The organism is Phytohabitans aurantiacus (assembly GCF_027923225.1).
Taxonomy (GTDB): domain Bacteria; phylum Actinomycetota; class Actinomycetes; order Mycobacteriales; family Micromonosporaceae; genus Phytohabitans; species Phytohabitans aurantiacus.
The window spans coordinates 144,603-169,730 of record NZ_BSDI01000019.1; the positions used below are offsets into that span (position 1 = coordinate 144,603).

22 protein-coding genes and 1 pseudogene are annotated in these 25,128 nt (G+C 69.5%); 6 read left to right on the plus strand and 17 right to left on the minus strand.

Going from position 1 to position 25,128, the window contains the following annotated elements:
* Positions 1-21: 21 nt before the first annotated feature.
* From QMG73_RS21110 to QMG73_RS21130, 5 genes and pseudogenes are all read right to left on the minus strand, one after another.
* Positions 22-1,518, minus strand: a pseudogene (locus QMG73_RS21110) (bifunctional 3'-5' exonuclease/DNA polymerase); the annotation flags it as partial.
* A gap of 51 nt (positions 1,519-1,569) precedes the next feature.
* Positions 1,570-2,460, minus strand: a complete 891-nt coding sequence (locus tag QMG73_RS21115) for a carbohydrate ABC transporter permease (RefSeq protein ID WP_407676836.1) — start codon at positions 2,458-2,460, stop codon at positions 1,570-1,572.
* Positions 2,461-2,475: 15 nt separating this feature from the next.
* On the minus strand, positions 2,476-3,387 hold the full coding sequence (locus tag QMG73_RS21120; protein WP_281898208.1) for a carbohydrate ABC transporter permease: 912 nt from the start codon (positions 3,385-3,387) through the stop codon (positions 2,476-2,478).
* A 10-nt stretch (positions 3,388-3,397) separates the two neighbouring features.
* On the minus strand, positions 3,398-4,807 hold the full coding sequence (gene ngcE / locus QMG73_RS21125) for an N-acetylglucosamine/diacetylchitobiose ABC transporter substrate-binding protein (protein ID WP_281898211.1): 1,410 nt from the start codon (positions 4,805-4,807) through the stop codon (positions 3,398-3,400).
* Positions 4,808-4,838: 31 nt separating this feature from the next.
* Positions 4,839-5,711, minus strand: a complete 873-nt coding sequence (locus QMG73_RS21130; RefSeq protein WP_281898213.1) for a MurR/RpiR family transcriptional regulator — start codon at positions 5,709-5,711, stop codon at positions 4,839-4,841.
* Between the two features lie 147 nt (positions 5,712-5,858).
* On the opposite strand from QMG73_RS21130, the gene QMG73_RS21135 reads away from it, so the two are divergent.
* Positions 5,859-6,833 (plus strand): N-acetylglucosamine kinase, encoded by a 975-nt coding sequence (locus tag QMG73_RS21135; protein WP_281898214.1) that lies wholly within the window; start codon positions 5,859-5,861, stop codon positions 6,831-6,833.
* 67 nt (positions 6,834-6,900) lie between these two features.
* Here the strand turns inward: QMG73_RS21135 and QMG73_RS21140 are convergent, their stop codons facing one another.
* The 4 genes from QMG73_RS21140 to QMG73_RS21155 all read right to left on the minus strand — a co-directional run bounded on the left by QMG73_RS21140 (position 6,901) and on the right by QMG73_RS21155 (position 11,526).
* Positions 6,901-7,791, minus strand: a complete 891-nt coding sequence (locus tag QMG73_RS21140) for a carbohydrate ABC transporter permease (protein ID WP_407676833.1) — start codon at positions 7,789-7,791, stop codon at positions 6,901-6,903.
* Entirely contained in the window at positions 7,788-8,696 is a 909-nt protein-coding gene (locus QMG73_RS21145) for a carbohydrate ABC transporter permease (protein WP_281898215.1), read from the minus strand. Before QMG73_RS21145 ends, QMG73_RS21140 begins: the two co-directional genes overlap by 4 nt.
* Entirely contained in the window at positions 8,696-10,111 is a 1,416-nt protein-coding gene (ngcE, locus tag QMG73_RS21150; protein ID WP_281898216.1) for an N-acetylglucosamine/diacetylchitobiose ABC transporter substrate-binding protein, read from the minus strand. Before ngcE (QMG73_RS21150) ends, QMG73_RS21145 begins: the two co-directional genes overlap by 1 nt.
* 92 nt (positions 10,112-10,203) lie before the next feature.
* Entirely contained in the window at positions 10,204-11,526 is a 1,323-nt protein-coding gene (locus tag QMG73_RS21155; protein ID WP_281898217.1) for an aspartate aminotransferase family protein, read from the minus strand.
* A gap of 74 nt (positions 11,527-11,600) precedes the next feature.
* Here QMG73_RS21155 and QMG73_RS21160 point away from each other — a divergent pair, with 74 nt between their 5' ends.
* Positions 11,601-12,515, plus strand: coding sequence for a hypothetical protein (locus tag QMG73_RS21160; protein ID WP_281898219.1), 915 nt, complete (start codon positions 11,601-11,603; stop codon positions 12,513-12,515).
* A gap of 46 nt (positions 12,516-12,561) precedes the next feature.
* On the opposite strand, the gene murD is transcribed toward QMG73_RS21160, so the two are convergent.
* On the minus strand, positions 12,562-13,878 hold the full coding sequence (gene murD / locus QMG73_RS21165; RefSeq protein WP_281898221.1) for a UDP-N-acetylmuramoyl-L-alanine--D-glutamate ligase: 1,317 nt from the start codon (positions 13,876-13,878) through the stop codon (positions 12,562-12,564).
* A 37-nt stretch (positions 13,879-13,915) separates the two neighbouring features.
* Between murD and QMG73_RS21170 the strand changes: the two genes are divergently transcribed.
* Positions 13,916-15,226: a hypothetical protein gene (locus QMG73_RS21170; protein ID WP_281898223.1), complete on the plus strand. Its 1,311-nt coding sequence runs from the start codon at positions 13,916-13,918 to the stop codon at positions 15,224-15,226.
* Positions 15,227-15,264: 38 nt separating this feature from the next.
* Here the strand turns inward: QMG73_RS21170 and QMG73_RS21175 are convergent, their stop codons facing one another.
* The 6 genes from QMG73_RS21175 to QMG73_RS21200 all read right to left on the minus strand — a co-directional run bounded on the left by QMG73_RS21175 (position 15,265) and on the right by QMG73_RS21200 (position 21,391).
* Positions 15,265-16,467 (minus strand): YncE family protein, encoded by a 1,203-nt coding sequence (locus QMG73_RS21175; protein WP_281898225.1) that lies wholly within the window; start codon positions 16,465-16,467, stop codon positions 15,265-15,267.
* A 59-nt stretch (positions 16,468-16,526) separates the two neighbouring features.
* Positions 16,527-18,137 carry a PucR family transcriptional regulator gene (locus tag QMG73_RS21180; RefSeq protein ID WP_281898227.1) on the minus strand — a complete coding sequence of 537 codons (1,611 nt, stop codon included), beginning with the start codon at positions 18,135-18,137 and terminating at the stop codon, positions 16,527-16,529.
* Between the two features lie 4 nt (positions 18,138-18,141).
* Positions 18,142-18,933: a TrmH family RNA methyltransferase gene (locus QMG73_RS21185; protein ID WP_281898229.1), complete on the minus strand. Its 792-nt coding sequence runs from the start codon at positions 18,931-18,933 to the stop codon at positions 18,142-18,144.
* 19 nt (positions 18,934-18,952) lie between these two features.
* On the minus strand, positions 18,953-19,714 hold the full coding sequence (locus tag QMG73_RS21190) for a hypothetical protein (RefSeq protein ID WP_281898231.1): 762 nt from the start codon (positions 19,712-19,714) through the stop codon (positions 18,953-18,955).
* 105 nt (positions 19,715-19,819) lie between these two features.
* A complete protein-coding gene (locus QMG73_RS21195) occupies positions 19,820-20,923 on the minus strand; it encodes an SPFH domain-containing protein (protein ID WP_281898233.1) in 1,104 nt (367 codons plus the stop codon).
* Between the two features lie 30 nt (positions 20,924-20,953).
* Positions 20,954-21,391 (minus strand): NfeD family protein, encoded by a 438-nt coding sequence (locus QMG73_RS21200; RefSeq protein ID WP_281898235.1) that lies wholly within the window; start codon positions 21,389-21,391, stop codon positions 20,954-20,956.
* A 97-nt stretch (positions 21,392-21,488) separates the two neighbouring features.
* Here QMG73_RS21200 and QMG73_RS21205 point away from each other — a divergent pair, with 97 nt between their 5' ends.
* Positions 21,489-22,808 (plus strand): serine hydrolase domain-containing protein, encoded by a 1,320-nt coding sequence (locus QMG73_RS21205; protein ID WP_407676834.1) that lies wholly within the window; start codon positions 21,489-21,491, stop codon positions 22,806-22,808.
* Positions 22,809-22,880: 72 nt separating this feature from the next.
* Positions 22,881-23,363, plus strand: a complete 483-nt coding sequence (locus tag QMG73_RS21210) for a Rieske (2Fe-2S) protein (protein WP_281898237.1) — start codon at positions 22,881-22,883, stop codon at positions 23,361-23,363.
* 3 nt (positions 23,364-23,366) lie between these two features.
* On the opposite strand, the gene QMG73_RS21215 is transcribed toward QMG73_RS21210, so the two are convergent.
* The gene (locus QMG73_RS21215) at positions 23,367-24,197 is read right to left on the minus strand and encodes a DUF3097 domain-containing protein (RefSeq protein ID WP_281898238.1); all 831 of its coding nucleotides are present in this window, start codon (positions 24,195-24,197) and stop codon (positions 23,367-23,369) included.
* Between the two features lie 88 nt (positions 24,198-24,285).
* Between QMG73_RS21215 and QMG73_RS21220 the strand changes: the two genes are divergently transcribed.
* Positions 24,286-25,071: a hypothetical protein gene (locus QMG73_RS21220; RefSeq protein ID WP_281898240.1), complete on the plus strand. Its 786-nt coding sequence runs from the start codon at positions 24,286-24,288 to the stop codon at positions 25,069-25,071.
* Positions 25,072-25,128 lie beyond the last annotated feature (57 nt).

Genomic DNA, 25,128 nt, shown 5'->3' on the forward strand with positions numbered 1-25,128 from the left:
GTCACGGGCGGGCAGACGCGGTTATTTGGCGTCCGCGTAACAGTCGACGACCGAGACGTCGAGGGGGAACCGGACCGCGGTGTCGCCGAACAGCAGTGAACCCGCGCGGGTGGCGGCCCAGTGCACGGCCTCGGAGACCTCGTCGGCGCGGTCGGCCGGGCAGTGCACCATCACCTCGTCGTGCTGGAAGAAGACCAGCTCGGCGCCGGTGCCGGCGAGCCGGCCGCGAAGCATGGCCAGCAGGGTCAGCGCCCACTCGGCGGCGGTCGCCTGGATGACGAAGTTCCTGGTGAACCGGCCGCGGGCCCGAGCGCCAGCGCCCGCGCCATCCTCGCTGAAGCCGAGCGGCGCGGATGACGGTGGACAGGTGCGACCTAGCCAGGAGCGGACCAGGCCGCCACCCTCGCCCGTGCGGGCGGCCGCCTCGACGTAGTCGAACGCGGTCGGGTAGTGGCGCCGGAGCGTGGCGAGCGCCGGGATCGCCGCGCCGCCGGTCTGGCCGTACATGGCGCCGAGCAGGGCCACCTTGGCCTTCGCCCGGTCGCCGCCGAACGAGTCGGTGGCGAGTGCGGCGTACAGGTCGCCGGAGGCGGCGGCCGCGGCGAGGCGGGTGTCGCCGGAGACCGCTGCCAGCACGCGCGGTTCGAGCTGGCCGGCGTCGGCGACCACCAGCTTCCAGCCCGGGTCGGCGACGACGGCGCGCCGGACGACTTTGGGGATCTGGAGGGCGCCGCCGCCTCGGGTGGCCCAGCGGCCGGACACGACACCGCCCGGCACGTACTCCGGGCGGAACCTGCCGTCGCGCACCCACGCGTCGCACCAGGCCCAGCCGTGTGCGGTCCAGATGCGGTAGAGCTCCTTGAACTCCAGCAGGAGCGGCACCGCCGGATGGTCGACGTCGCGTAGCGACCACGCTCGGGTGTTGGGCAGCTGGATGCCGGCGCGGGTGAAGGCACGCAGCACCTCGGCCGGGGACTCGGGGTGGAGGCTGCGGACGCCGAACGCGTCGTTGATGCGGGCGGTGAGCTCGGCGAGGCGCCGGGGCGGACCGCCGACCGCCGAGGGCTCGCCGAGCAGCTCGACGAGGAGCTTGTGGTGGATGTCGGCACGCCAGGGCAGCCCGACGGCGCCCATCTCGACGGCGATCAGCGCGCCCGCGGACTCGGCGGCCACCAGCAGCTTGAACCGCCCTGGCTGGCCCACCAACGAGAGCCGATGACCCTGGTCCGCGTACACCTTGGACAAGATCTCGGGATCGTCAGCGGGTGGCGGCGCGGCCTCGAACAAGGTCCCCTGGCCGTCGCCAGGGGGTAAGGCCGCCCTCGGCGGCGGGTCGGGTGGCACGGGTGTGCCGGCGAGCCGCGCGTGCGCGGCGGCGAGCGACCGGGGCTCACCCCACCGCCCGTCGTATCCGAGCAGCAGTGCCTCGGTCAGCTCGATGTCGTGGCAGCGCTCGACGCGGGTGCCGGCGCGCAGCAGCGGCGGGTAGGAGGTCGCTGTCGACCCCCACACCCGCCGCCCGTCGACCTCCACGACCGCATTCTGCACCGACGCACCGACAGAAACCGGCTACTTGACCGCGCCCGCTGTCAGGCCCTGCTGGATCTGGCGCTGGAAGAAGCCGTACATGACGATCATCGGCAGGATCGAGAGCGTCAGCGCGGCGAAGAGCGCCGCCCAGTCCGCCTCGTATCCGGCCTGCACGGAGATGCTCGCGATGCCCTGGGTGAGCACCCACTTCTGGTCGGCGTTCTCACCCTGCATGAGCGCCACGGGCAGCAGGTACTGGTTCCACTGCCCGAGGATGTTGAAGATCGTGAGGCTGACCAGGCCGGGCTTGGCCATCGGCATCATGACCTGGAAGAACAGCCGGGTGTGCGAAGCGCCGTCGATCATCGCGGCCTCGGCCACCGAGTTCGGCAGCGTCTTGAAGAACGCGGCCAGGAAGAACACGGTGAACGGCAGCGAGTACGCGATGTAGACCAGGATCAGTCCGGTGTAGGTGTTGAGCAGCCCCAGGTTGTTGACCACGAGGAAGAGCGGCACCAAGGCGAGGAACACCGGAAAAGCGAGCCCGGACACGAAAAGGTAGTAGATGAACCGGTTGCCGAAGAACTTGTACCGGGCCAGCACATACGCCGCCATCGAGCCGAGCAGCATGGTGCCGGCCGTGCTGATCGAGACCACGAAGACGCTGTTGAGGAAGTAGCGCCCGACGTGCGCGTCGTTCCACGCCCGCACGTAGCTGTCGAAGTTGAAGCTGCTGGGCAGGGCGAACGGGTTACCCAGGAAGATCTCGGTGTTGTTCTTGAACGAGGCCATGACCGTCCAGGCCAGCGGCGCGATCACGAGGATCGCCCAGACCGCCAGGCTGAGGTGGGCAAAGCCCGACAAGACCTTTACTTCGCGACGCTCCGTCGAAGCCGGCGCCGCCTGGCGAGTCGCCTCGCGGGTCAACAGTGCCACCGGTACCCCTTAGAGCTCGATCGTCTCGCGCCTGCTCACCCGCAGGGTGAGCGCGGCGAACGTGATGGTCAGGAAGAACAGGGCGACGCCCATCGCGGAGGCGTAGCCGAACTGGGAGTAGGAGAACGCGTTGCGGTAGATCTCCATACCGAGCACCGTGGTGGCGCCGTCCGGCCCGCCCTGGTCGACCGAGAGCACCTGCACGATCGCGAACGCGTCGAACGCCGCGATGCCCAGGTACACCCACGCCACCTGCAGCGTGTCCCACAGCAGCGGCATCGTGACCCGGAAGAACATGGCGCCCCGGCCGGCGCCGTCGAGGGTGGCCGCCTCGTAGATGTCCTTCGGGATCGAGGCCATGCCCGCCGAGAAGAGCACCACGTAGAAGCCGACCGACTGCCAGACCAGTACCGCGACGATGGCCCACAGCGCGATCCTGCCGTTGGCCATGAACAGGATCGGATCGATACCGAAGATCTTGAGGAAGCCGTTGAGCAGGCCGCTGTCGTCCGGGGCGTACACCCGCTGGAAGATCACGCCGATGATGACGATGGCGAGGACCTGGGGGAAGAAGAACACGAAGCGGTAGAACTTCGACCCCCAGACCCCCGTCATCACGCCACCGCGCGAGCCGCCCCCCACGTTCAGCAGGAACGCGAAGAACAGCGCGATCGCGATGGTGACCAGCGGCAGGGCAAGCAGCAACAGGCCGTGGTGACGGACGGCTTTCCAGAAGACGTCGTCTTGCAACAACCGCTGGAAGTTGTCCAACCCGATGAACTTGGGGTTCGCCGAGACACCGCGCCAGTTGGTCATCGCCAGGTAGAACGCCTGGAGGTACGGCGCGATCACGAAGGTCACGTAGAGCGCGACCGGTGCGGCCAAGAAGCCGACGATGAAGGGGTACTTGCCGTGCCGCATGATCTGAGCCTCAGCGCTTGAACTTCTCGATGGACGGGTCCTTCTTCACTTCGTCCGCGACCTTCTGCATGCGGGCCACGAACTTGTTGGCGTCGCCACCGGAGAACATCAGCTCGTTGGTGGCCGCGCGGCACTCGTCGTCCATCTTCTTGTACCAGGTGTCCCAGCGGTACGCGAAGTAGTCGCTGCCGGCCGCCTTGAGCATGGCCTCGCTGCTGGTCAGGCCCGGCGAGATCGTCAGGCCCTCGGTGGCGCCCTGCACGACGGTCAGCACCTTGGTCAGCTCGGTGAACCCCTTGGCACCCTCCTTCGACAGCATGTGCCGCAGGTACTCCATGCCGCCGCGCGGGTTCTTGCCCTTGGCGGCGACGAAGTACATCTCGCCGGCCGCCGCGTAGATCGCCGTCTGCGGGAGCTTGTCGGACGCGGTGGCGCTCGGCAGCGGCATGACCGCGTAGTTGAAGCCGGCCGGGGTGTCCTTGGCCTGCTCGTTCTCCAGCCACGAGCCGCTCGGGTACAGGCCGACCCGGTACTGGTTCTGCTGGAGCTGGACCTCGGTGTGCCGCAGGCCGAGGTGCGACTTGAGCATGTACTTGTTGCCGATCTCGCCCCACAGCTGCGCGGCCTGCTTGACCGCGTCGACCTGCCAGGCGCCGTCCTCGAGGTTGTCGATGTTCTTGAGGACGTCCGCGCCACCGATCTTGGCGGCGGTCGTGAGGATGACCAGGTACTGGTAGTAGGAGGCGTTCGCGCCGGCGTACGCGTACGGCGTGACGCCCTTGGCCTTCATGCTGTCGAGCAGGGCGGTGAACTCGGTCCAGGTCTTCGGCACGGTCCAGCTGTTGTCCTTGAAGAGCTTGTCCGAGTACCAGAGGCCGAAGGTGGTGAACGCGTAGTTCAGCACGTACGGCTTGCCGTTGAACGTGCCCTGCTCCACCGTGCCCGGCACGAGGGTGTCCTTGACGGTCTTGCCGGCGATGTCGAGCGACGGCGCGTTGAACAGGTCGGTCAGGTCCTGCACCTGCCCGGCCTGCACGAGCGCGCCCTGGTCCATCAGCTTGGAGCCGGCGTTGTTGACCATGTCCGGCGGCTGCTCGCTGGTGAAGCGCGGCTGCAGCACGGTGGCGATCTCCTCGGCCTGGGAGAACTTCACCTCGGCCTCGGGGAACGACTTCTTGTACGACGGGATGTGCACGTCGGTGGCGTACTTGGTGCCCAGGCCGCCGTTGAAGATGACCACCTCGAGCGGCGCCTTGGCGTCGACGCCCAGCGGGTTGGTCTCGCTCTTCTCGCCCTCGGCCTGGTCCTGCGTGTCGTCATCGCCGCCGCCGACACACGCGCTGAGCAGCCCCGCGGCCGGGGTTGCGAGCAGGCCCGCGGCAGCCGCCCTTTGCAGGAATGTGCGTCGATCCTCTGACATGGGGGTCTCCTTCTAACTCGTTGAAACGTGACTAGCTCGTCGAACGTGACTTGTGTCCGTCGACCGCCTGAGCGGTCCGCTGGAATGCCGCGTGTGCCCTGTCGTGGGTGCGCTGCGCCACCGCGATGTAGAGCAGGTCGAGCACCACGAGCTGGGGATGGCGCGCGGAGAGCGCGTCCGGGCGGAACGTGGTCGCCTGTGTCGCCGTGACGAGCACGATGTCGGCCAGCTCCGCGAGGGGGGATTTCGGGAAGCTGGTGAGGGCGACGGTGGTGGCGCCGTGGCTGCCGGCCTCGGCCAGCATCTCGATGATTTCCCGCGTCTGTCCACTGTGGGAGATCCCGAGCGCCACATCGCCGGCGCGGAGCAGCGCCGCACCGGCCAGTCCATTGTGTACATCGGTCCACGCCCACGCCGCGACGCCGATGCGATGGAGGCTGAACTGCATCTCCTCGCCGACCAGCGCGCTGCCGCTGGCGCCGAAGATGATGACCCGGGTCGCACCGGCGATCGCGTCGGCGGCCCGCTCGACCTCGCCGAGATCGAGCAGCGCGGCGGTGTCGTGCATCGAGCGCGTGTCCGCGGCCATGATCTGGCCGAGCACCCGGTCGAGCGGGTCACCCGGCTGGATCTCGCGTCCAATGTCGACGGTCCAGCCGGCGGCGCGAGCACGCCCGGTCTCCGCGGCGATGCCGAGCCGCAGCTCGGCGTACCCCTCGAAGCCCAGCGCCCGGCAGAACCGGGTAATGGTGGCCGGCGAGGTGCCGCTGCGCTCGGCAAGCTCGACGATCGTGGCCCGCGCCGCGGCCGCCGGGTCGCTGAGCACCTGCTCGGCGACCCGCTGCAGAGCCCCGGTGAACTCCGGCAGCTTGGCGCGGACGGTCGTCAGCACACCATCACGCACGACCGACCACCTTTCAGAAAAGAGTGTTAACTGATAGTGGTAAAAGTTCTTACTAAGAGGGCCACCTTGTCAAGGACTTGGGTGAAGTTTTCAAACTGTTACCGTGGGTAAGCGCTTTCATCGCCCGATTTCCGCCACGATGGCGGGGTGTTTGATCCACTCGTGATCGGCTTGGACGTCGGCGCCACTTCGACCCGGGTCCTGGTCGCCTCCCTCACCGGCGAGCGACTCGGCACCGGCCTGGCGGGCGGCGGCAACCCCACCTCGCACGGCGCCGCGGCGGCCGCTGCCGAGTGGGGCCGCGCGCTCAAGCAGGCCCTCGCCGACGTCGACCCGGCTCGGGTGCGAGCCGGCACGATCGGGCTCGCCGGGGTCGGCCGGCTGCGTGACGACCCCGAGAGCCAAGCCGAGCTCGACCGCACCTGGCAGGCGGTGGGGCTCCGCTGCCCGTACACGCTGGTCGGCGACGCGCTCGTCGCCTACGCCTCAGGCACCGCGAGCCCGCACGGCACCGTGCTCATCGCCGGCACGGGCGCGATCGCCGCCGAGGTCGACGACTTCACGCTCGGCCGGGTCGCCGACGGGCACGGCTGGCTGCTCGGCGACGCCGGCTCCGGCTTCTGGCTCGGTCGCGAGGCGGTGCGCCGCACGCTCGCCGCGGTCGACGCCGGGCGCCCGCTCGGCCCGCTGGCGCGGGCCATCCTCACCGAACTGCTGGGTAGCACCGAGATCGCCGCGCGCCCGCGGGACACCGTCGACCTACTCGTACAACGGGTCACCCGCCGCCCGGCCATCGAGCTGGCACGCTTGTCACCGTTCGTGACAAGTTTGTACGCGGACGACCCGACCGCCGCCGCGGTGGTGAACGAGGCCGCGGCTCACCTCGTGGACAGCGTCTCCCGAGTACGCCCCGAGGGGGACACGACCCCGGTGGTCCGCGCCGGCAGTCTCCTCACCACGGACACCCCACTGGCGACGGCTGTGACCGACGCATTGTCGGCACGCTGGCCGGCCGCTCCCCTGGGCCTAGCCGCCGACGGCGCCGCGGCGGGCGCCTGGCTGGCCGCCCGCACCCTCCCCGACGTAGACGCGCTGCGCCTCCACACCGCACTGTTCTCGTGATACATGATCAGGGCGTCCCTGAAGTCGTTAGAACGACTTGAGGGACGCCCTGATCACGAAGGTGGCGCTACTTGAGTTGGCCGGCCGTCAGGCCGGACTGGATCTGGCGCTGGAAGAGGATGTAGACGGCCAGAACCGGGAGCATCGCGATCGTCAAGCCGGCGAACAGGCCGCTGTAGTCGCCTTCGTAGCCCTGGCTCACCGCCAGCGTCGCGAGACCCTGCGCCAGTACCTGTTTGGACTCGTCGCCCTGCATGAGCACCTGCGGCAGGATGAACTGGTTCCAGTGGCTCAGGAAGTTGAAGATGCCGATGCTGATCAGCCCCGGCCGTGCCATCGGAAGCATTACGCGGAAGAAGAGCCGGAAGTGACCGCACCCGTCGAGCAGCGCCGCCTCCGCCACCGACTCGGGGAGTGTGCGGAAGAACGCGGTCAGGAAGAACACCGTGAACGGCAGCGAGTAGCCCGCGTACACGATCATCAGGCCCGGCCACGTGTTGAGCAGTCCGGCGTTGCGCACCACGAAGAAGAGCGGCACCAGCGCCAGGAAGACCGGAAACATCATGCCGCCGACGAACAGGTAGTAGAACACCTGCCGGAAGCGGAACTCGTACCGCGCGAACACGTACGCCGCTGTCGCGCCGAACAGCATGGTGAGCGTCAACGAGCCGGTGACCACGACGGCACTGTTGAAAAAGTACTGTCCAATGTGGGCTTCGGTCCACGCGCGCGCCCAGTTGTCGAAGCGCAGCGCGCCGGGCAGGCCCCACGGGTCGCTGAGGATTTCCGTGTCGTTTTTGAATGAGCTGATCAGCACCCACAGCAACGGAAACGTCGTCAGCAATGCCCACAACGCCAGGAAGCCGTGGGAGAAGACGTTGGCGACGCCCCACTCGCGGCGTAGTGGTTTCTCGGCGGCGGGCGGGGCCGGCGCGGCGCGTTCCTGCAAAGCTGTCACGAGTACTCGATCCGATCCCGCTTGGACGCGCGCAGCGCTAGTACCGCCACGGACAACGTCAGGAAGAACATCACCACGCCGATCGCCGAGGCGTACCCGAAGCGCGTGTCGCTGGCGAACGCGGTGTTGTACATCCGCAGGCCGATGACGTCGGACGAGTGGTTGGGACCGCCGTCTGTCATGAGCTGCACCAGGATGAACCCGTCGAGCGCCGCGATCGCCAGGTAGATCCAGGCGACCTGCACGGTGTCCCACAGCAGCGGGATCGTGATGCGCACCAGCGTGACGAAGCGAGAAGCGCCGTCGAGCAGTACGGCCTCGTAGATGTCACGCGGGATGGCCTGCATGGCGGCTCCGAAAAGCACCACGTAAAAACCGACGTTGCTCCACACCATCACCGCCAGCACGCACCAGAACGCGTACCTGGGATCGCCGAGCCACGTGGGTCCGTCGATGCCCAGCGGCTTGAGCAAGCCGTTCAGCAGGCCGTTGTTGGGGTGGTACACCTCGCGCCAGACCACCGCGATGATGACGACCGAAAGCACCTGCGGGAAGAAATACACCAACCGGTACGCCGCGGTGCCGCGCACGCCGGTGACGCCCGCCTTGCCGCCGCGACCGCCCATGTTGAGCATGGTCGCGAAGAACAGGCCGAGGGCGATCGTCACCAGCGGTACGACGGCGAGCAGGATCGCGTTGTTCTGTATGGCGTTCCACACGTAGTCGTCGCGGAACAGCCGGGTGAAGTTGTCGAACCCGACGTAGTTCGCGTCGGCCGTGTAGCCGCCCCAGTCCGTTGTCGAGATCTGGAACGCCTGCACGTATGGCGACAGGACGAAGACCCCGTACAGCAGCAGGGGCGGCACAAGGAACGCGACGATCAGCGGATACTTACCGTGGCGCATTAAGCCCGCTTGTACTTCTTGATGGAGGTGTCCTTCGCGATCGAGTCGGCACCCTTCTGGCACTGCTCCAGGAACTCGGCGGGGGTGGTGCGGCCGCTGAAGAACTCGCCACAGGCCGCGTCGACGAGCTCGCGCTCCAGCTTGCGGTAGTAGTTCTGGTACACCCAGTTGAAGCCGTTGGTGCCCGACGCCTCGAGCGCCTTGACGACGCTGGTCAGCCCGGGGCCGAGGGTGGCACCGTCGGCGGAGCCGGCCACCACGCTCAGCGCGGAGACCTTGCCCGTGAAGTCCTTGGCACCCTTCATCGACAGCATCGTACGGAAGTACTCCAGGCCACCGGGCACGTTCTTGGCCTTGGCGGGCACGATGAACGGCTCGCTGGCGGTGCCGCGAACGGCTTCGAACGGCAGCTTGTCGCTGGCGCCGAGGCTCGGCGTGGGCGCGACCGCCATGTTGAAGCCCGCCGGGGTGACCGCCTTCTGCTCGTTCTCCAGCCAGGAGCCGCAGGAGATGAACGCCGCCTTGCCCTGGCACCACGCGGTCTGCGACTGCACGTGGTCGAGGCCGGGCGTGCCGGGGAGGATGAAGCCGTCCTTGACGATCTGGTACCACGCGTCGGCGGAAGCCTTCATCGCGTCCGACTTCCAGGCGTTGGGCTCCAGGTTGTCGATGTTCTTCGCGACGTCGAGCCCGCCGAACTTGATGGCCGTGGCGATCACGGGCCAGCTCATGTATCGGGGGTGCTTGCCGGCGTACGTCCACGGCGCGGTGCCGGCCGCCTTGATGGTCCTGCAGAGCGCGATGTGCTCGTCCCACGTCTTCGGGTACGTCCAGCCCTTGTCGGCGAACAGCTTGGTGGAGTACCAGATGCCGTACGTCGTGTAGCTGATGTTGAGCACGTAGAACTTGCCGTCGTAGCTGCCCACGTCGACGACACCGGGCAGCAGCGTGTCGCGGACCTTCTTGCCGGGCACGTCGAGGCTCGGCGCGTCGAGCAGCGCCGTGAGGTCGGTGAGCGCACCCTGCGATACCAGGCCGCCCTGGTCGATCTGGCCGGCGCCGGAGTTGTTGACGACGTCCGGCGGGCTGCCGTCGACGAAGCGCGGCTGGAGCGTCTTGCTGATCTCCTGGGTGGCGGAGTGGGTGATCTTCGCCTTCGGCCACTTCTCGTTGTACATGGCCTCGTGGGCCTTGGCGTAGTCCTCGCCGTACCCGCCGTTGAAGATGACGACCTCGAGCGGCGCGTCCTCCTTCACGCCGAACGGGTTCTGCTCGCTCTTTTCACCGGCCGCGGCGGTGGAGTCGCCGGAGTCGTCGGAGCCCATCGCGCAGCTCGACAATGCGCCCGCAAGTGGGGTCGCCAGGACGCCGGCGGCGACCCCACGGCGAAGAATGTCACGCCTTGTACTATTCATAGGGGCTGCGTCACTTCCCTTCAATCGCTGTTAGCGCTTTGAAGGATTCTTACGACAAGAGTGTGATGGCGGCAACCCCCGGTTTCGAACTGTTACGCGGCAGCCGCTGCGATCGAGTCGACCAGGATCGCCAGGCCCTCCCGCGCCTCGTCCTCGGTGAGCGTGAGCGGCGGCCCCATCCGCAGCGCGTTGCCGTACAGGCCGCCCTTGCCCACCAGCAGCCCGCGCGCCTTGCACTCCTCGAACACCCGCGTGGTGACCGCCGCGTCGGGCTCCAGCGTGCCCGGGCGTACGAACTCCACGGCCAGCATCAGGCCCTTGCCCCGCACCTCTGCCACGATCGGGTGGTTTTCGGCCGCCTCGCGCAGCCCGTCGCGCAGGATCGCCCCGACCCGCTGGGCGTTGGCCTGCAGGTCGTGGTCGAGCACGTAGTCAAGTACCGCGTTGCCGGCCGCCGTCGAGATCGGGTTGCCGCCGAACGTGGAGAACGAGATCGCCTGGATCGCGTTGATGACGTCGGCGCGGCCGACCACGCCACCCAGCGCGAACCCGTTGCCGATGCCCTTGGCGAACGTCAGTAGGTCCGGCGTGACGCCGTGCGCCTGATACCCCCAGAAGTGCTCGCCCGTGCGCCCCCACCCGGTCTGCACCTCGTCCGAGATGAGCAGGATGCCGTACTCGTCCAGCACCTTCTTCAGCCCCGCGAACAGCCCGTCGGGCGCGTGCACGAACCCGCCCACGCCCTGGATCGGCTCGGCGATCAGGCACGCCACGTCGCCCGCTGTCTGGGTGGCCAGTACCTCGCGAAGGTCTTCGACGGCCGCCTCGATGTGGTCGGCCTCGTCCAGCCGGGCCAGCAGGCCGCGCAGGCGGTCACCGGAGTGCAGCCAGGCCACCTGCAGCGGGTTCAGGCTGCTCGACGACCAGCTGCGGTGGCCGGTGATGCCGATCGCGGCGTACGACCGGCCGTGGTAGCTGTTGCGCACCGCGAGCACCTGGTTGGAGCGGCGGATCGTGGTGGCCATCAGCAGGGCCGCCTCGTTCGCCTCGGTGCCCGAGTTCGTGAAGAACACCCGCGCGTCCTCGATGCCGGACACCCGCGCGATCTTCTCGGCCAGCTCGACCTGCTGGCGGATCAGGTACAGCGTCGAGGTGTGCGACACGCCCGTGCGCAACTGCCGCTCGACGGCCTCGCGAACCTCCGCGATGTCGTACCCGAGCATGTTCGTCAGTACGCCGCCGAAGAAGTCGAGATAGGTGCGGCCGGCGGCGTCGGTGACCCGGCGACCCGACCCCGACACGATCTCGATCGGCTCGGCGTAGTAGATCGGCATCCACGACGGCATGACGGCCTTGTGCCGCGCGAGCAGGTCGGGCGCGCCGCCGCCGGCCGCCAACAGGTCATCTGAGGTCATAACGCACGCTCCCACCGCCACGACTCAACAGGCAACCTACACTCTGTAATCGGCGGCGCCGTTAAGATCCCACGGTGCACGTCCAGCCGGTACCGCTGCCAACCGGCGAGCCCGCCGCGGTGTTCGACGGCGTCGCTCGCTGGATCACGTCGAGTCCACTGCGCGACCTCGTCGCCGCGTTCGGCGGGCAGTGGCCCACCGGCGACAGCCCTTCCCTGCTCGCCTGGCTCGACGCGTTCTCGGCCGCGCACTGGGACTTCCGGCGCGGCGGCGAGCGCCCCGACGCCGCCGAGCCCGCCCTCGCCCCGGCCGTCAAGGCGGTGGTCGAGGAGTCGGCCGCCGCGCTCGGCATGGTGGAGTCGCGCCCGCCCCGGCACCGCGAGTACCAGCACCTGATCGTGCTCGGCGGGCTCGCACACGCCTGCGTGCGCCGCACCGCGTACGCCGCCCACCTGCTGCGCCGGGGGACCGTGGCGGAGGGCGTAGGCGTGCTCGGCAGCTACCGCCCGCTCAGCGACGCGGAACTCGCGATTCCCGTCGTGCGCGGCTGCGCCACCGAGGTCGACGTGCTCGACCTGGGAGTACGGGCGGCGTTCGGGGTGCGGGCACCCGTCGCTTCCAACGGCGACGTCCGCACCTACCAGCCCGCGGAGGGGCCGGCGGTCACGGTACTGGCAGCGCCGTCGAGCGATCCCCGGCTGCGCCGGGCGCACACCGCCGATACGCAGCTCTTCTGGGCGCAGCACGCCACGCTGAAGAAGGGCGATCGGGTACTGGTCGTCACCGCACCGATCTACGTGCCGTTCCAGCACTGCGACGCGATCCGCACGCTCGCCCTGCCCTACGGCTGCACGGTCGACACGGTCGGTGTCGACCCCCGCGCCGTCGACGACAGCCTCCCGGAGCCCGTGCTGACGCCCGGCAGATACCTCCAGGAGATCCGCTCCGCGATCAGATCAATGCGCCACCTGGTCGCAGCGCTCGCGTGATCAGGGCGTCCCTGAAGTCGTTAGAGCGACTTGAGGGACGCCCTGATCACGGAGAAGTTGCCTTGATCGCGGCGGCGAACGCTTCGCTGCGGTGTTCGAAGTTGCGGAACCGGCCGTAGCTCGGTGCCGCCGGCGACAGCAGCACAGCGCCGCCCGACGGGGTCAGCGACCGGGCCAGCCGCACCGCTGCCTCCAGGTCCTCGGCGAGCTCGGTGCGCACGCCGGGCAGCCCCTTGAGCGCCTCGACGATCCGGGGGCCGCTGTCCGGTACCCCGATCACCGTGATCTCGCGAGCGGCGAGGTGATCGCGCAGCGGCGTGTAGTCGAGCCCCCGGTCCGCTCCCCCGACGATCACCGTGAGCGGCCGTCCCTCGTACGCGTCGATCGCGTGCATCGACGCGTACGGGCTGGTGGCGAGCGTGTCGTCGACGAACGTCAGCCCCGACGGATCCTCGATCTCGGCGAGCCGGTGCGGCAGGGCGCTGAACGACCCGACCGCCGCGGCGACGTCGAAGCCGCGCGGATCGACGCCCAGCGACTCCAGCACCGCCAGCGCCACGCACAGGTTGCGCTCGTTGTGCTTCCCGACCAGCGGCAACGCGCTGCGATCGAAGAGCCGCTCGTCCTTCCGGTAGAAGGCGCCGTCACGGACATGAAAAGAATCCGACAAACCCACCCTGATTGCCGCTTGTGACCCGATTTCCACCGTCAACCGCTCGTCGAGCCCGTTCACCACGACGGTCTCCGGATCATGGGCGATGAGGTTCAGCTTGTCGCGGTAGTACTCCCGCTCGCCCCCGTGCGCGTCCAGGTGCTCGGGAAACAGCGACGTCACCACCGCCACCCGGGGCGAGTCGGTCAGATCGCTGCACTGGTAACTCGACAGCTCTAGGACATACAGGTCGCTTTCCGGCAGATCGAGCACCGCCACGCCAATGTTCCCCCCGTACACGTTGGGGCGACCCGCAGCCGTCAACAGGTGGCTGATCAGGCTCGACGTGGTGCTCTTGCCCTTGCTTCCGGTCACCCCGACGGTGCGCTCCGCGTGCTCCGCCATCCACAGCGCGGTACCGCTGGTGATGCTGACGCCGCGCGCGCGCAGCTCGACCACCCACGGGTGGGTCTGCGCGACGCCCGGCGACCGCACGACGACGTCGGCGCTGGCCAGGGAGTCGAAGTCGCCGCGAAGCGGCGCCAGCTCCGACAGCGGCGGCTCCCACGGCAGCGACAGGAAGTTGCCGCTGTCGTCCACCGCCACCAGGCTCGACGGCTCGTGCCGCGCGATGGCGAGCACCGCCGCCCGGCCCTCTCGACCGGTGCCCCAAACGGCGACGGACCGGCCGCGCAGGTCAGCCAGGCGCACATGCCCTCCTTCGTCAGAGTGGGTCTTAGTATTGCGTGTGCTCGACACCCAGTTTCGGCGGCTGTCCTTCCCCCCGCTGTCGTTCGACCCGGCGACCGGCGTGGCGACCTTCCCCTACGCGCTCGACGACCTTGCGTTCGTGGAGAAGGTGACGTTCCCGGTGCCGGCGCAGGCGCCACCTGCCGCCTTCGGCAAGGTGCTCACCCTGCTCCACCTCGTCGCGGGCGTCAGCTACTACAAGGTGGGCGCGCCGCGCGAGATCGTCACGACGACCCCGCTGAGCGAGGGCGCCGCCGCGCTGCTCGACGCCGTCTACACCAAGGGCATGTCCGAGTACGCCTACCGCAACGACCTGCCGCACGTACTGTCCACACGGATCTCGGCGCCACAGGCTGCCGCTTTGGAAGCACACCCCGTCACCGGGCGCCCGCTGTCGGCCGTTGGCGGCGGCAAAGACTCGATCGTCACCCTCGAAGCGCTACGCGAGGGCGGCTTCGACCCGGTCCCGTTCGCGGTCAACCCGAACTGGGTGATCGAGTCGGTCTTCGATGCCTCTGGCCTCGCCCCGCTCTCCGCCCGCCGCGCGATCGACCCGCAACTCTTCGAGCTCAACGCGGCCGGCGCCCTCAACGGCCACATCCCGGTCACCGCGATCAACTCGCTGATCGCCGTGGCGACGGCGGTGCTGCACGGGCTCGGCCCGGTCGTGATGTCGAACGAACGCTCCGCCTCCGACCCGAACCTCGTCTGGAACGGGCACGAGATCAACCACCAGTGGTCCAAGGGTGTGGAGGCCGAGGGCCTGCTCCGGGACGCCCTCGCCGCACACGCGGGACTGGCCGACGCGTACTTCTCGTTGCTGCGCCCGCTGTCCGAGCTGCACATCGCGAAGCTGTTCGCGCGGCACACCCGGTACGACGCGGTCGTGACCAGCTGCAACGCGGCCTTCAAGCTGCGCGACCCGAGCGCCCGCTGGTGCGGCCACTGCCCGAAGTGCCGGTTCGTGTTCCTGGCGCTGGCACCGTTCCTGCCCCGCCAACGCCTCGTCGACATCTTCAGCGCCGACCTGCTGGCCGACCCGACCCAGCTCCCCGGGTACCGCGAACTGCTCGGCCTCGACGGTCACAAGCCCTTCGAGTGCGTCGGCGAGGTCGAGGAGTCGGTAGTGGCGCTCTCGCTACTGCGCGACTCCGACGACTGGCGCGACGCGCCGGTGGTGGTCGCGCTGTCCGCGGAGGTCCCCGCGGAAGCCTGGGCCACGGCCGCGACCTCCGACGCTTTCACCCCGAGCGCCTCCGCGTTCATCCCCGAGCCCTACATGATCAGGGCGTCCCTCAAGTCGCTCTAACGACTTGAGGGACGCCCTGATCACGGGAAGTGGGTGAGCTAGCCGGCGGACGCGTCCAGCGTGGCTAGAGCTTCGGGGGCGGCTTTGCCGTTGCGTTCGCGTTGGGGGAAGTCGCCCACCGGGACGCGGGCCACGACCTGGGCGGTCGCGTACGAGATGACGGCCACCTCGTCTTCGCCGCTCAGCGAGACGTAGCAGTACCTGCCGTCCGCGCTGGTCTGTGACCAGTACGGGATGTCGCCCAGGGGGATGATCCGGTCGGTGGTCAGCCCGGGACGGGACACGATCGCCGCGTAGTCGTCGATCGTGCCGGCGATGCACAGCTTCGCGCTGTCACCCGACATCGCCATCCCATGGTGCGCCGAGTTGCCCGGGTAGTCGTCGGGGCTGATCGACGCGCCGTCCGACCCGTAGGGCATGGTGACGGTCCGCACGATCCGCCCGGCCACGAGGTCGTACTCGATGAAGCCGTTCAGGTACGACAGCTGGGCGTACATCGTCTTGTTGTCGGCGGTGAACACGGCTGGCCGTACGCCGTGGTCGAAGTTGTAGACCCGGGTGACCTTGAACGTCGCCGGGTCGACGACGGTGAGCTGCTTGGCGCCCTTGGCCCACTCCATCCACTGTGGAAGCGAGACGGTGCCGATGCTGGAGTTGTACAGCTTGGTACCGTCGGGCGAGTAGTCGTTGGCGTGGGGGTACGAGCCGGTGGGGAACTCGGCGACCTCAGTGCCGGTACGCGCGTCGACCACCTGCGCCTTGTTGACGGTGGTGTCCGACACGATGAGCTTGGTGCCGTCGGGCGACATCGCCATGTGGTCGGCGTGATAGCCCTCCAGCTTGAAGCGCCACAGCTGCCGGTGCGTGACCAGGTCGATGGCCACCACGTCGGGCAGGTTGGCGCGGGAGACGTACATGATCTTCCCGTCCAGCGACAGGAACATGTCGTCGACGAACTTGTCGCCGTTCTGACCGCGAACGATCTCGTAGGCGGTGCGCTCGACGAGCGTCATCTCGTCGAGGCGCTGCTGGAGGTCGGGTATGACGTTGAGGGAGCCGAGATTGGCGAAGGTCTGCTCGTCGATGAAGCTGACTGTGCCGGCGTACGCGTTGCCGACCATCAGCACGTTTCGCAGCGGCGCAGCCGCCTGAGCGGGGCCTACCGCGCCCCCCAAGAGCGTGCCGCTCAACAGCGCCGGCACAGCCAGCAGAGCCAGTCGTCTTCTCCACGGTGAGCGCATCGGGCGTCCTTTCGACCGCGAATGTTACCCACTAGTAAAAATGACGATCTGGAAAAGCGTCAATGTTTCATGTTTGACTCGCGGACGGCTTCCAGTGCCAGCAGGGCCACATGCAGCGATAGACAGGACTCGACGGAGTCAAGATCCACTCGGAGGATGCGGGAGATGCGGGCCAGCCGCTCGTACAGGGCTGGGCGGGACAGGTGCGTCGCCGCGGCGGCCGCCGACTTGTTCCGCCCGCTGTCCAGGTACGCCCGCAGGGTGCCCAGCAGCTGCTCCTTCGGGTGCCGCGCGTCGTACGCCAGCAGCCCGCCCAGTTCACGCTCCACGAAGGTCTGTAGGCGCGGCTCGTCACGCAGCAGGTGCAGAAGGCCGGCCAGCCCCACGTGCGGGAGCCGGAAGACCGCGACGTCCCGCCGGTCGTGGCGAGCCGCGTCGGCCACCTGCCGGGCCTCGACGAGCGACCGCCGGGCGTCCCGCAGCTCCTCGACCCGCGATCCGGCGGCCACGATGACCGGCGGTGCCGCGGCACCGCGTACCCGATCAAGCGCGACGGCGAACGCGGACAGTGCACGCTCCTCGTCACCGCGCAGCGCGACCAGCGCGCCCACGGCCGCTTCGTCCAGCGCGGAGGTCAGCCCGGTCAGCGACGCCTCGCGCAGCGCCTGGCCGACCGCCTCGGACAGGTCGCGCAGCCGCGCGGGCGGCACCGGCTCGTCGAGGCGGTGCCGCACCACGACCCCGACCAGCGGGTGGCGCTCCAGCGGCACGCCGAGCGCCCGCGCCCGCAGGGCGACCTCGTCGACCGGCCGGCTGTGGTCGAGCAGGACGGTGAGCAGCGTGCGGTGCGCCTGGCGTTCGAGGCTCTCGGCGTCGCGGCGGATCAGCCGACCCAGCGCGAGCGTCGAAGCGGCCCGCTCCAGCAGGATCGACAGCCGCGTTGGCGGCGCCTCGGCACCGGGCCAGCGCAGCAGCAGCCGGCCCCAGTCCTGCCCGCGCGCGCCGACGGTCGTGACCAGCCAACCGGCGTCGTACGCGGTACGGCCGGCCGGCTGGATGCGCCGCGAGTGCTGCTCCCACCCGTCGAGCAGCAGTTCGGCGCTATCGCCAGCGGTGTCGTACGCGAGCACCTGGCGGGACAGGTTCTCCAGCACCACCGGGCAGCCGGACAGCTCGGCCGCCTGGTGCAGGACCTCGGTCGGCTCGGCACCCTCGACGGACAGCTCGGTGAAGCGCTGGTGGATCTCCTCGGTCGCGCGCAGCTCGGTGAGCTGGGCGTCGACGATCAACGCGTGCACCGCCTCGGTGATCCGCACGAACGGCGTGGCGCGGCGCAACTCGATCAGCGGCAACCCGCGCCGTTCGGCCGCGGCTGCCATCACCTTGGGGACGCTACCGCTGTACCGCCGGCCAAGCTCCACGACCAGGCCCGCGACGCCGACGCCGGCCAGGTCCGCGATGAACGCGCGCAGCCCTTCGTCGTCGGCCGGCAGGCCGATGCCGGTGGTGAGCACCAGCTCACCGCCGCGCAGCAGCGTCGCGATGTCGGGCACCTCGGCCACGTGCACCCACCGCACCGGCCGATCCAGCGCGGAGCCGGCGGCCACGACACGCGGTTCGCCGTGCCGCACCGGGTCCAGCGCGATGACCTCACGCACGGTAGGAAACACGTGATCAGTCTTCCCGACCCAGTTCCCAGAACGCGACCGCGGCGGCCGCGGCCACGTTCAGGGAGTCGACGCCGCGCCGCATCGGGATCACCACGCGCGCGTCGCTGGCCTCCATCGCGCGCCGGGTCAGCCCGGCGCCCTCCGCGCCGAAGAGCAGCGCCGCCCGCGCGCGCTGGTCGTGAGTCAGTCGCTGGATGGGTACCGCGTCCGGCGCGGGCGTCAGCGCCAGCAGCGTGAACCCGCTCTCCCGCACCAGCTCCAGCGCGTCCGGCCACGGCGACAGGGTCGCGTACGGCACCGCGAACACCTCGCCCATGCTGACCCGGACGCTGCGCCGGTACAGCGGGTCGGCGCAGGTGGGCGAGAGCAGCACCGCGTCGACGCCGAGCGCCGCGGCGCCCCGGAAGATCGCCCCGAGGTTGGTGTGGTTGTTGACGTCTTCGAGAACCACGACCCGGCGCGCCGCCGCGAGCACATCGGCCGCCGCCGGCGCCGCACGCCGGTGAAAAGACGCCAGCATGCCACGGTGTACGTGGAACCCGGTCACCTTCTCCAGCACGTCCTGGCTCGCGGCGTAGACCGGGGCGTCGCCGAGGTCGGCGATCTGCCCGACGCGTTTCTCGTCGACCAGGTAGGACCTCGGCTGGTACCCGGCTCGCAGCGCGCGCCGCAGCACCAGCTCGCCCTCGGCGATGAAGAGCCCGTGCGGCGGCTCCCAGCGGGTGCGCAGCTCGACGTCGGTGAGCGCGCGATAGTCGGCGATCCGCTCGTCGTGCGGATCGGTAATCAGCTCCACACGGGGATTCTCCCCTGGGTCAGTGGGTCAGGGGGTGGACGGCGGCGCGGGCGGCCACCGCGCGGGCGCCGGTCGCCGCGGCCGCCTCGGCGGAGGCGCCGCGGCGCGGGGCCGGCACGAGGTGGCCAGCGCTCCAGGCCATCCCGATGCCGGCGGCCAGCACGAAGATCGCCCCAACCGTCTGGAGCGGACCGACCAGCAGCCCGCCCACGCCCAGCATCGGGCCGGCCACCATCAGCATCAGGCCGTCCGCCTTGGAAAACAGCTTCGAGCGGGCCACCGCCCAGCCGGCGAGCACCCAGCCGAGGCTGTAGACGCCGGCACCCGCCAGCGCGAGGCGGCGCGCGTCCCAGTCGTACACCGCCGTGTCGGGCGGCAGCGCGGCGAACGGGAGCAGCAGCGCGATACCCGTCAGGCCGATCAGGAGCCCGGCCGCCGCGCTGCGCCGGCTCCGCGCGGCCGCGAGCAGGCAGGCGATGGCGAGCAGCGCCACCACCCCGAGCCAGGTCGCCACCACCCAGCCGATCAGGTGCGGGAGCCGGCCGTTGGCCAGGTACGGCGCCGGTCCGCCGCCGTCCATCCGGCCGAACGTGACCCCGCCGAAGACCACCGCGTACGCGGGAAGTGTCCACATGAGCACGCGGCCGAGACGGCGTACCGACCACGCCCACGTCACGTTGGTGGGCGGGCCGTCGGATGTATGTGGTTCGGATGTATGTGGTGCGGTGCGGTGTGCCTTCGTCGGACCGGCCGGGCGGGTGAATTTCGCCGTTTTAGTCATGGGCAGGCAGCCCTTCGCAAGGCCGGAAACGCACCGGCGCCCCGGCACCACCTGATCTGTTGATCGTGGCAGGTGCCGGGGCGCGATGTGGACGGTTCTAGCTTTTCAGGCCTGCTCGCGGGCGGTGCTGTCCTCGGTACCGAGAAGGCTCGACGGCGATACCGGCTCGGGCGCCGGCAGCCCGCGCGGCGCGCCGCCACCCACCTGCTGTTCGGCTTCCTTCACCTCGTCCTGGATCTCGCGCGCCGCGTCGGCGGCCGCCTGCGCCGCCTCCGCGGCCTCGCGCTCGACGGCGCCGGCGTCCAGCGAGGCCGCCGGCTTGTCGTCGGCCATGCCCGCCAGGCCACCGAGCGCGCCGCCGAGCCCTTCCAGGGCTCGGGTCAGCTCAGCGGGTACGACCCAGATCTTGTTCGCCGTGCCGTTGGCGATCTGGGGCAGCGCTTGGAGGTACTGGTACGCGAGCACCTTCTGGCTCGGGTTGGCGGTGTGGATCGCGTCGAACACGGTGCGGATCGCCTTGGCCTGGCCCTCGGCCTGCAGGATGCGCGACTGCCGATCACCGTCGGCGCGCAGCACGGCGGCCTGCTTGTCACCCTCGGCGTTCAGGATCTGCGCCTGCTTGTGGCCCTCGGCGGTGAGGATCGTCGCCCGCCGCTCGCGCTCGGCGCGCATCTGCTTCTCCATCGAGTCGCGGATGCTCGGCGGCGGCTCGATGGCCTTGATCTCCACCCGGGTCACCTTGACGCCCCAGCGGCCGGTCGTCTCGTCGAGTACGCCCGACAGGTGCCGGTTGATCTCTTCGCGGCTGGTGAGCGCCTTCTCCAGGTCGAGGGAGCCGATCACGTTACGCAGCGTCGTGACGGTGAGCTGCTCGATGGCCTGCAGGAAGTTGGCGATCTCGTACGTCGCCTTCACCGGGTCGATCACCTTGAAGTACAGGACGGTGTCGATCGAGACCACGAGGTTGTCCGAGGTGATCACCGGCTGCGGCGGGAAGCTGACCACCTGCTCACGCAGGTCGACCTTCGTGCGTACCGAGTCGACGAACGGCACCAGCACGTTGAGGCCAGGCCGCAGCGTCCGCTGGTACTTGCCGAGCCGCTCAACCACGAAGTTGCGCTGCTGCGGCACGATCCGCACCGCTCTGATCAACGTAATAGCCACAAAGAGTGCGACCACCGCGACGATGACCGCGATCACTAATTCCATGCCCGTGTTCCTTTCCCCGAAGGGCCCCGATCAGATGTCCCGCCACACCATTGCCGTGGCGCCCCGCACCTCTATGACCCGCACCCGCTCTCCCGCTTCGAGCACCTGGGTGCCGTCGTACGCGCGAGCGCTCCACAGTTCACCGTCGATCTTGACCAGGCCGTGGTCGGCGTCGACCTGCTCCAGTACCAGGCCGGTCGCGCCCTCGATGGCCTCGACTCCCATCGGCGTGTCGCCCGACTCCAGCGCCGACTGCCGGTGTCGCTTGATCACTGGCCGGACGGCGAGCAAAGCGAGGGCGGACACCACCGCGAAGACGATGGCCTGTACAGCCACGCCAGCTCCGAGCGCCGCGGCGATGGCCGCGGCGAAGGCGCCCGACGAAAGCATGATCAAGACGAACGTAAACGTGAACATCTCGGCGACCGCGAGCACAACGCCCAGAACGATCCAGAGAACTACATCCACACCACGATCGTGTCACGCTCGCGCACGTACAGCGAGCAGCGGAACGGTAACGTCGGCGGTCCGAGCGCGTTGACTCCTATCAGGGAGGTTTTCAATCGTGTCGTTGCTGCCTTCGTTGCTGCCCGCGACCGCCCGTCAGGTCGACGTGCTCGTGGCCGAGGCCCAGGCGGCCGGGCGGGCGCCGTCGCTGGTGGCGGGCGTGGTGCGGGACGGGAAGCTGGAGCACTTCACCGGCGCCGGCGAGCACCCGCACCCCGACGCCGGGGTGCAGTACCGCATCGGCTCGATCTCCAAGACCATGACCGCCACCCTGGTCATGCAGCTGCGCGACGAGGGCCGGCTCGCGCTCGACGACCTGCTGTACCGGCACCTGCCCGGCACGCCCGTCGGCGGCGTGACGCTGCGCCAGCTGCTCGGGCACGCCGCCGGTCTCCAGCGCGAGCCGGACAGCCCCGGGTGGTGGGAGCGCACCGAGGGCAGCGACGTCGACACGCTGCTGGCCGGGCTGACCGCCGACAAGCTCGCTTTCCCGCCGCACCGCACGTACCACTACTCCAACCTGGCGTACGGGCTGCTCGGCGCGGTGCTGGAACGCATCACCGGGCGGCGTTGGATCGAGCTGCTCACCGACCGGCTGCTCGGGCCGCTCGGCATGAACCGCACCACGTACCACCCGGAGGAGCCGTTCGCGCGCGGGTACGTCGTGCACCCGTGGCACGGCACGCTGCACGAGGAGCCGCGCACCGACACCGGTGCCATGGCGCCCGCAGGGCAGCTCTGGTCGACGGCGACCGACCTGGCCAAGTGGGCCGCGTTCCTCGCCGACCCGTCGCCCGACCTGCTCGCCCCCGAGACGCTCACCGAGATGTGCGCGCCGGTCGTGATGAGCGACCTCGACTCGTGGACCTCCGGCCACGGCCTGGGCCCGGAGCTGTACCGGGTCGGCGAGCGCGTACTGGTCGGGCACGGCGGCTCGATGCCGGGGTACGTGTCCTCGCTGGTCGTGCACCGGCCGTCCCGTACGGGCGTGGTGGTCTACGCCAACGCGTACGGTGTACCGCTGGCCGTGGGCCGGTCGATCATCACGACCGTGCTCGACAGCGAGCCGACCCCGGCCGCGCCCGCCTGGCGGCCGTCGGCGCCGCCGCCTCCCGAGGCGGCCGAGCTGTGCGGGCAGTGGTGGTGGATGGGGCTGGCGCACGAAACGTCCTGGGACGGTGCCGCAGGTGAGCTGGTGATGGTGCGCGGTGGGCGAACGGCGTGGCGGTTCGCGCCGGCCGGGGCCGATCAGTGGCGTGGCCGGTCGGGCACCAACGACGGCGAGACGCTACGCGTGCGGCGCGGTGCGAATGGTGCCGTCGAAGCACTAGATATCGCGACATTCGTGTTCAGTCGTGATCCACACCGGCTTGCCTGAGTTTAAGGCTTTCAGCTGATCCACAGGTTCACCACAGTAACCGTCCAGGGTGGCCCACCATGCTTACGTGGCATGAAGATGAACGCTCAACCAAGCGTAGTCGCCCGTCGTACCGTGCTGGCCGCCGGCGCCGTCGGTACGGTCGGTCTGGTGGCGGCGTGCGGGTCCGACGATTCGGGTGACTCCGCCTCCACCTCGTCCGGTTCCACCACCCCCACCGCGGCGGCACCGTCCGCCTCGTCGTCCGCCGACTCCGGCTCGACCGGCTCGAACGCGCTCGCCAGCACCAGCGAAATTCCCGTCGGCAGCGGCAAGATCTTCGAAGACGAGAAGGTCGTCATCACCCAGCCCACCGAGGGTGACTTCAAGTGCTTCAGCGCCGTCTGCACGCACCAGGGCTGTCTGGTGTCCAAGGTCGACAGTGACGCCATCACGTGTACGTGCCACCAGAGCACGTTCTCGCTGAAGGACGGCTCGGTACTGGGTGGTCCCGCGAAGTCGGCCCTGCCCGCGGCCGACATCACCGTGAGCGGCACGAGCATCAGCCTCGCGTAGCCCTCAGGAGGGCGTCTCCGGGACGGTGACGAAGTCGATGAGGCGCTCCATCGCGTTGATCAGCGGCGTTTCCACATCGTGGTACGAGTTCACTGTGGACAGGATGCGCCGCCACATGTCGGCCGGTTGCGCCACCCCCAGTGCCCGGCAGACGCCCTCCTTCCACGGCTGACCCGGCGGGATCACCGGCCACTCCCGCAGACCCAGCCGCGCCGGCTTCACCGCCTGCCAGACATCCACATACGGATGCCCGGTCACCAGTACGTCCGGCGAGGTGACCGCCGCCACGATCCGGCTCTCCTTCGAGCCCGCGACGAGGTGGTCGACCAGTACGCCCAGCCGGCGCCGCGGTCCCGGTGAGAAGTCCCGTACCGCCGCGGCGAGCTCGTCGATGCCGTCCAGCGGCTCGACCACCACGCCCTCGATGCGCAGGTCGTCGCCCCAGATCCGTTCCACCAGAGCGGCGTCGTGTATGCCCTCCACCCAGATCCGGCTCGCCTTCGCGACCTGCGCGCGTACGCCGTCTACGGCGATCGAGCCGGAAGCGGTGCGCTTGCGGGTTTCCTTCTGTGTCTCGGACGGCCGGCGCAGCGTCACCGGCTGGCCGTCGAGCAGAAACGCGGCCGGTTCCAGGGGAAAGTTTCGCCGCTTGCCGTGCCGGTCCTCCAGCACCACCGCGCCGTACTCGAACCCCACCACCGCACCGCAGAACCCCGAGTCGGCGTCCTCCACCACGAGGTCGACCTCGGCGTCGACCTCCGGAATCGTCTTGCGCCGGCGTACACCCTGCTGTCGTCCGGGCAGATTGCCAGCGAGCACGTCCTCCCCATACATGAATCGGACGCTAGCGCCGTGGGTACGCCGGACCACGCAGACGCGCCGCAACCGAGACAGGGCAGCGGGCAGCACGTACTCTTGCCGCATGTTCCCCGCAGCAGCGGCGACGTTGGCGGCGCGCCGGTCCAGCCGGTTCGTCGCGTGGGTTCGTGCGTGGCGCGCCGGATTGGTGCCGTACGACGAGGTCGCCGACGAAATCGCCGGAGACGAGGAGCACCTGGTCGCCGACGCACCAGGCACGTGGACAGACGTGCCGCTCGGTGACGCCCTCCCGGCACTGTCCAAGTTGAGCCCCGACGACATCCGGCTCGCGCTGCCCGCCCCCGGCGACCCGCGCGGCCTGCCGGTCCACGGGCCGTTCACGGGCGCGGCGCTCATCGCCGGCGAAGCCGTCGTGGCGCGCGGCCTGGGTTTCATCCCCGAGGTGCGCAGTCACACGTCCGGCTCCGGCGTGACGTTCGAGACCGTGCTCTGGCGCGTGTACCCGCTGCCCGACGCCCCACTGCCCGCCGGCGATCCCACCGCCGCCGAGGCCGAAGCCGACCTGTCGGCCGCACTCGCCGAGGCCACCGCCGCCCTCACCCGGCTCGACGTGGCACAGTGGCGCCCCGAGCTGGCCGGCGCCCTCGCCGCACTCCGCCGCCCCGACTCGGGTATCGACCTGCCGCCCGGCTTCGACCCGCGCGCCCGGCGCGTGTTCGCCCGAGCGAGCGTCCTCGACCGCGTGCTGGTACTGGCCGAGCACGCCGCGCCCGGCGGCGCCGTCAACGGCTACGAGGCCCAACAACGCGACGCCGCCCTGCGCCCGTTGACAACGGCGTGCCGCCGCGCTCTGGTAGCCGCCTGCAACTCCCCCTTACGCCCCGAATAACCCCCCTTTTCTTTTCGTCGATCAAGGGCAAATGCACGTGCTTTGATCTCATTTCCG

Excerpts from the sequence above, each read along its gene's own strand:
- QMG73_RS21175 (WP_281898225.1), bottom strand. The coding sequence starts at position 16,467 with ATGCGCTCACCGTGGAGAAGACGACTGGCTCTGCTGGCTGTGCCGGCG.
- QMG73_RS21120 (WP_281898208.1), bottom strand. The coding sequence starts at position 3,387 with ATGCGGCACGGCAAGTACCCCTTCATCGTCGGCTTCTTGGCCGCACCG.
- QMG73_RS21220 (WP_281898240.1), top strand. The coding sequence starts at position 24,286 with ATGTTCCCCGCAGCAGCGGCGACGTTGGCGGCGCGCCGGTCCAGCCGG.
- QMG73_RS21195 (WP_281898233.1), bottom strand. The coding sequence starts at position 20,923 with ATGGAATTAGTGATCGCGGTCATCGTCGCGGTGGTCGCACTCTTTGTG.
- ngcE (WP_281898211.1), bottom strand. The coding sequence starts at position 4,807 with ATGTCAGAGGATCGACGCACATTCCTGCAAAGGGCGGCTGCCGCGGGC.
- QMG73_RS21210 (WP_281898237.1), top strand. The coding sequence starts at position 22,881 with ATGAAGATGAACGCTCAACCAAGCGTAGTCGCCCGTCGTACCGTGCTG.
- QMG73_RS21215 (WP_281898238.1), bottom strand. The coding sequence starts at position 24,197 with ATGTATGGGGAGGACGTGCTCGCTGGCAATCTGCCCGGACGACAGCAG.
- QMG73_RS21155 (WP_281898217.1), bottom strand. The coding sequence starts at position 11,526 with ATGACCTCAGATGACCTGTTGGCGGCCGGCGGCGGCGCGCCCGACCTG.
- ngcE (WP_281898216.1), bottom strand. The coding sequence starts at position 10,111 with ATGAATAGTACAAGGCGTGACATTCTTCGCCGTGGGGTCGCCGCCGGC.
- QMG73_RS21190 (WP_281898231.1), bottom strand. The coding sequence starts at position 19,714 with ATGACTAAAACGGCGAAATTCACCCGCCCGGCCGGTCCGACGAAGGCA.
- QMG73_RS21145 (WP_281898215.1), bottom strand. The coding sequence starts at position 8,696 with ATGCGCCACGGTAAGTATCCGCTGATCGTCGCGTTCCTTGTGCCGCCC.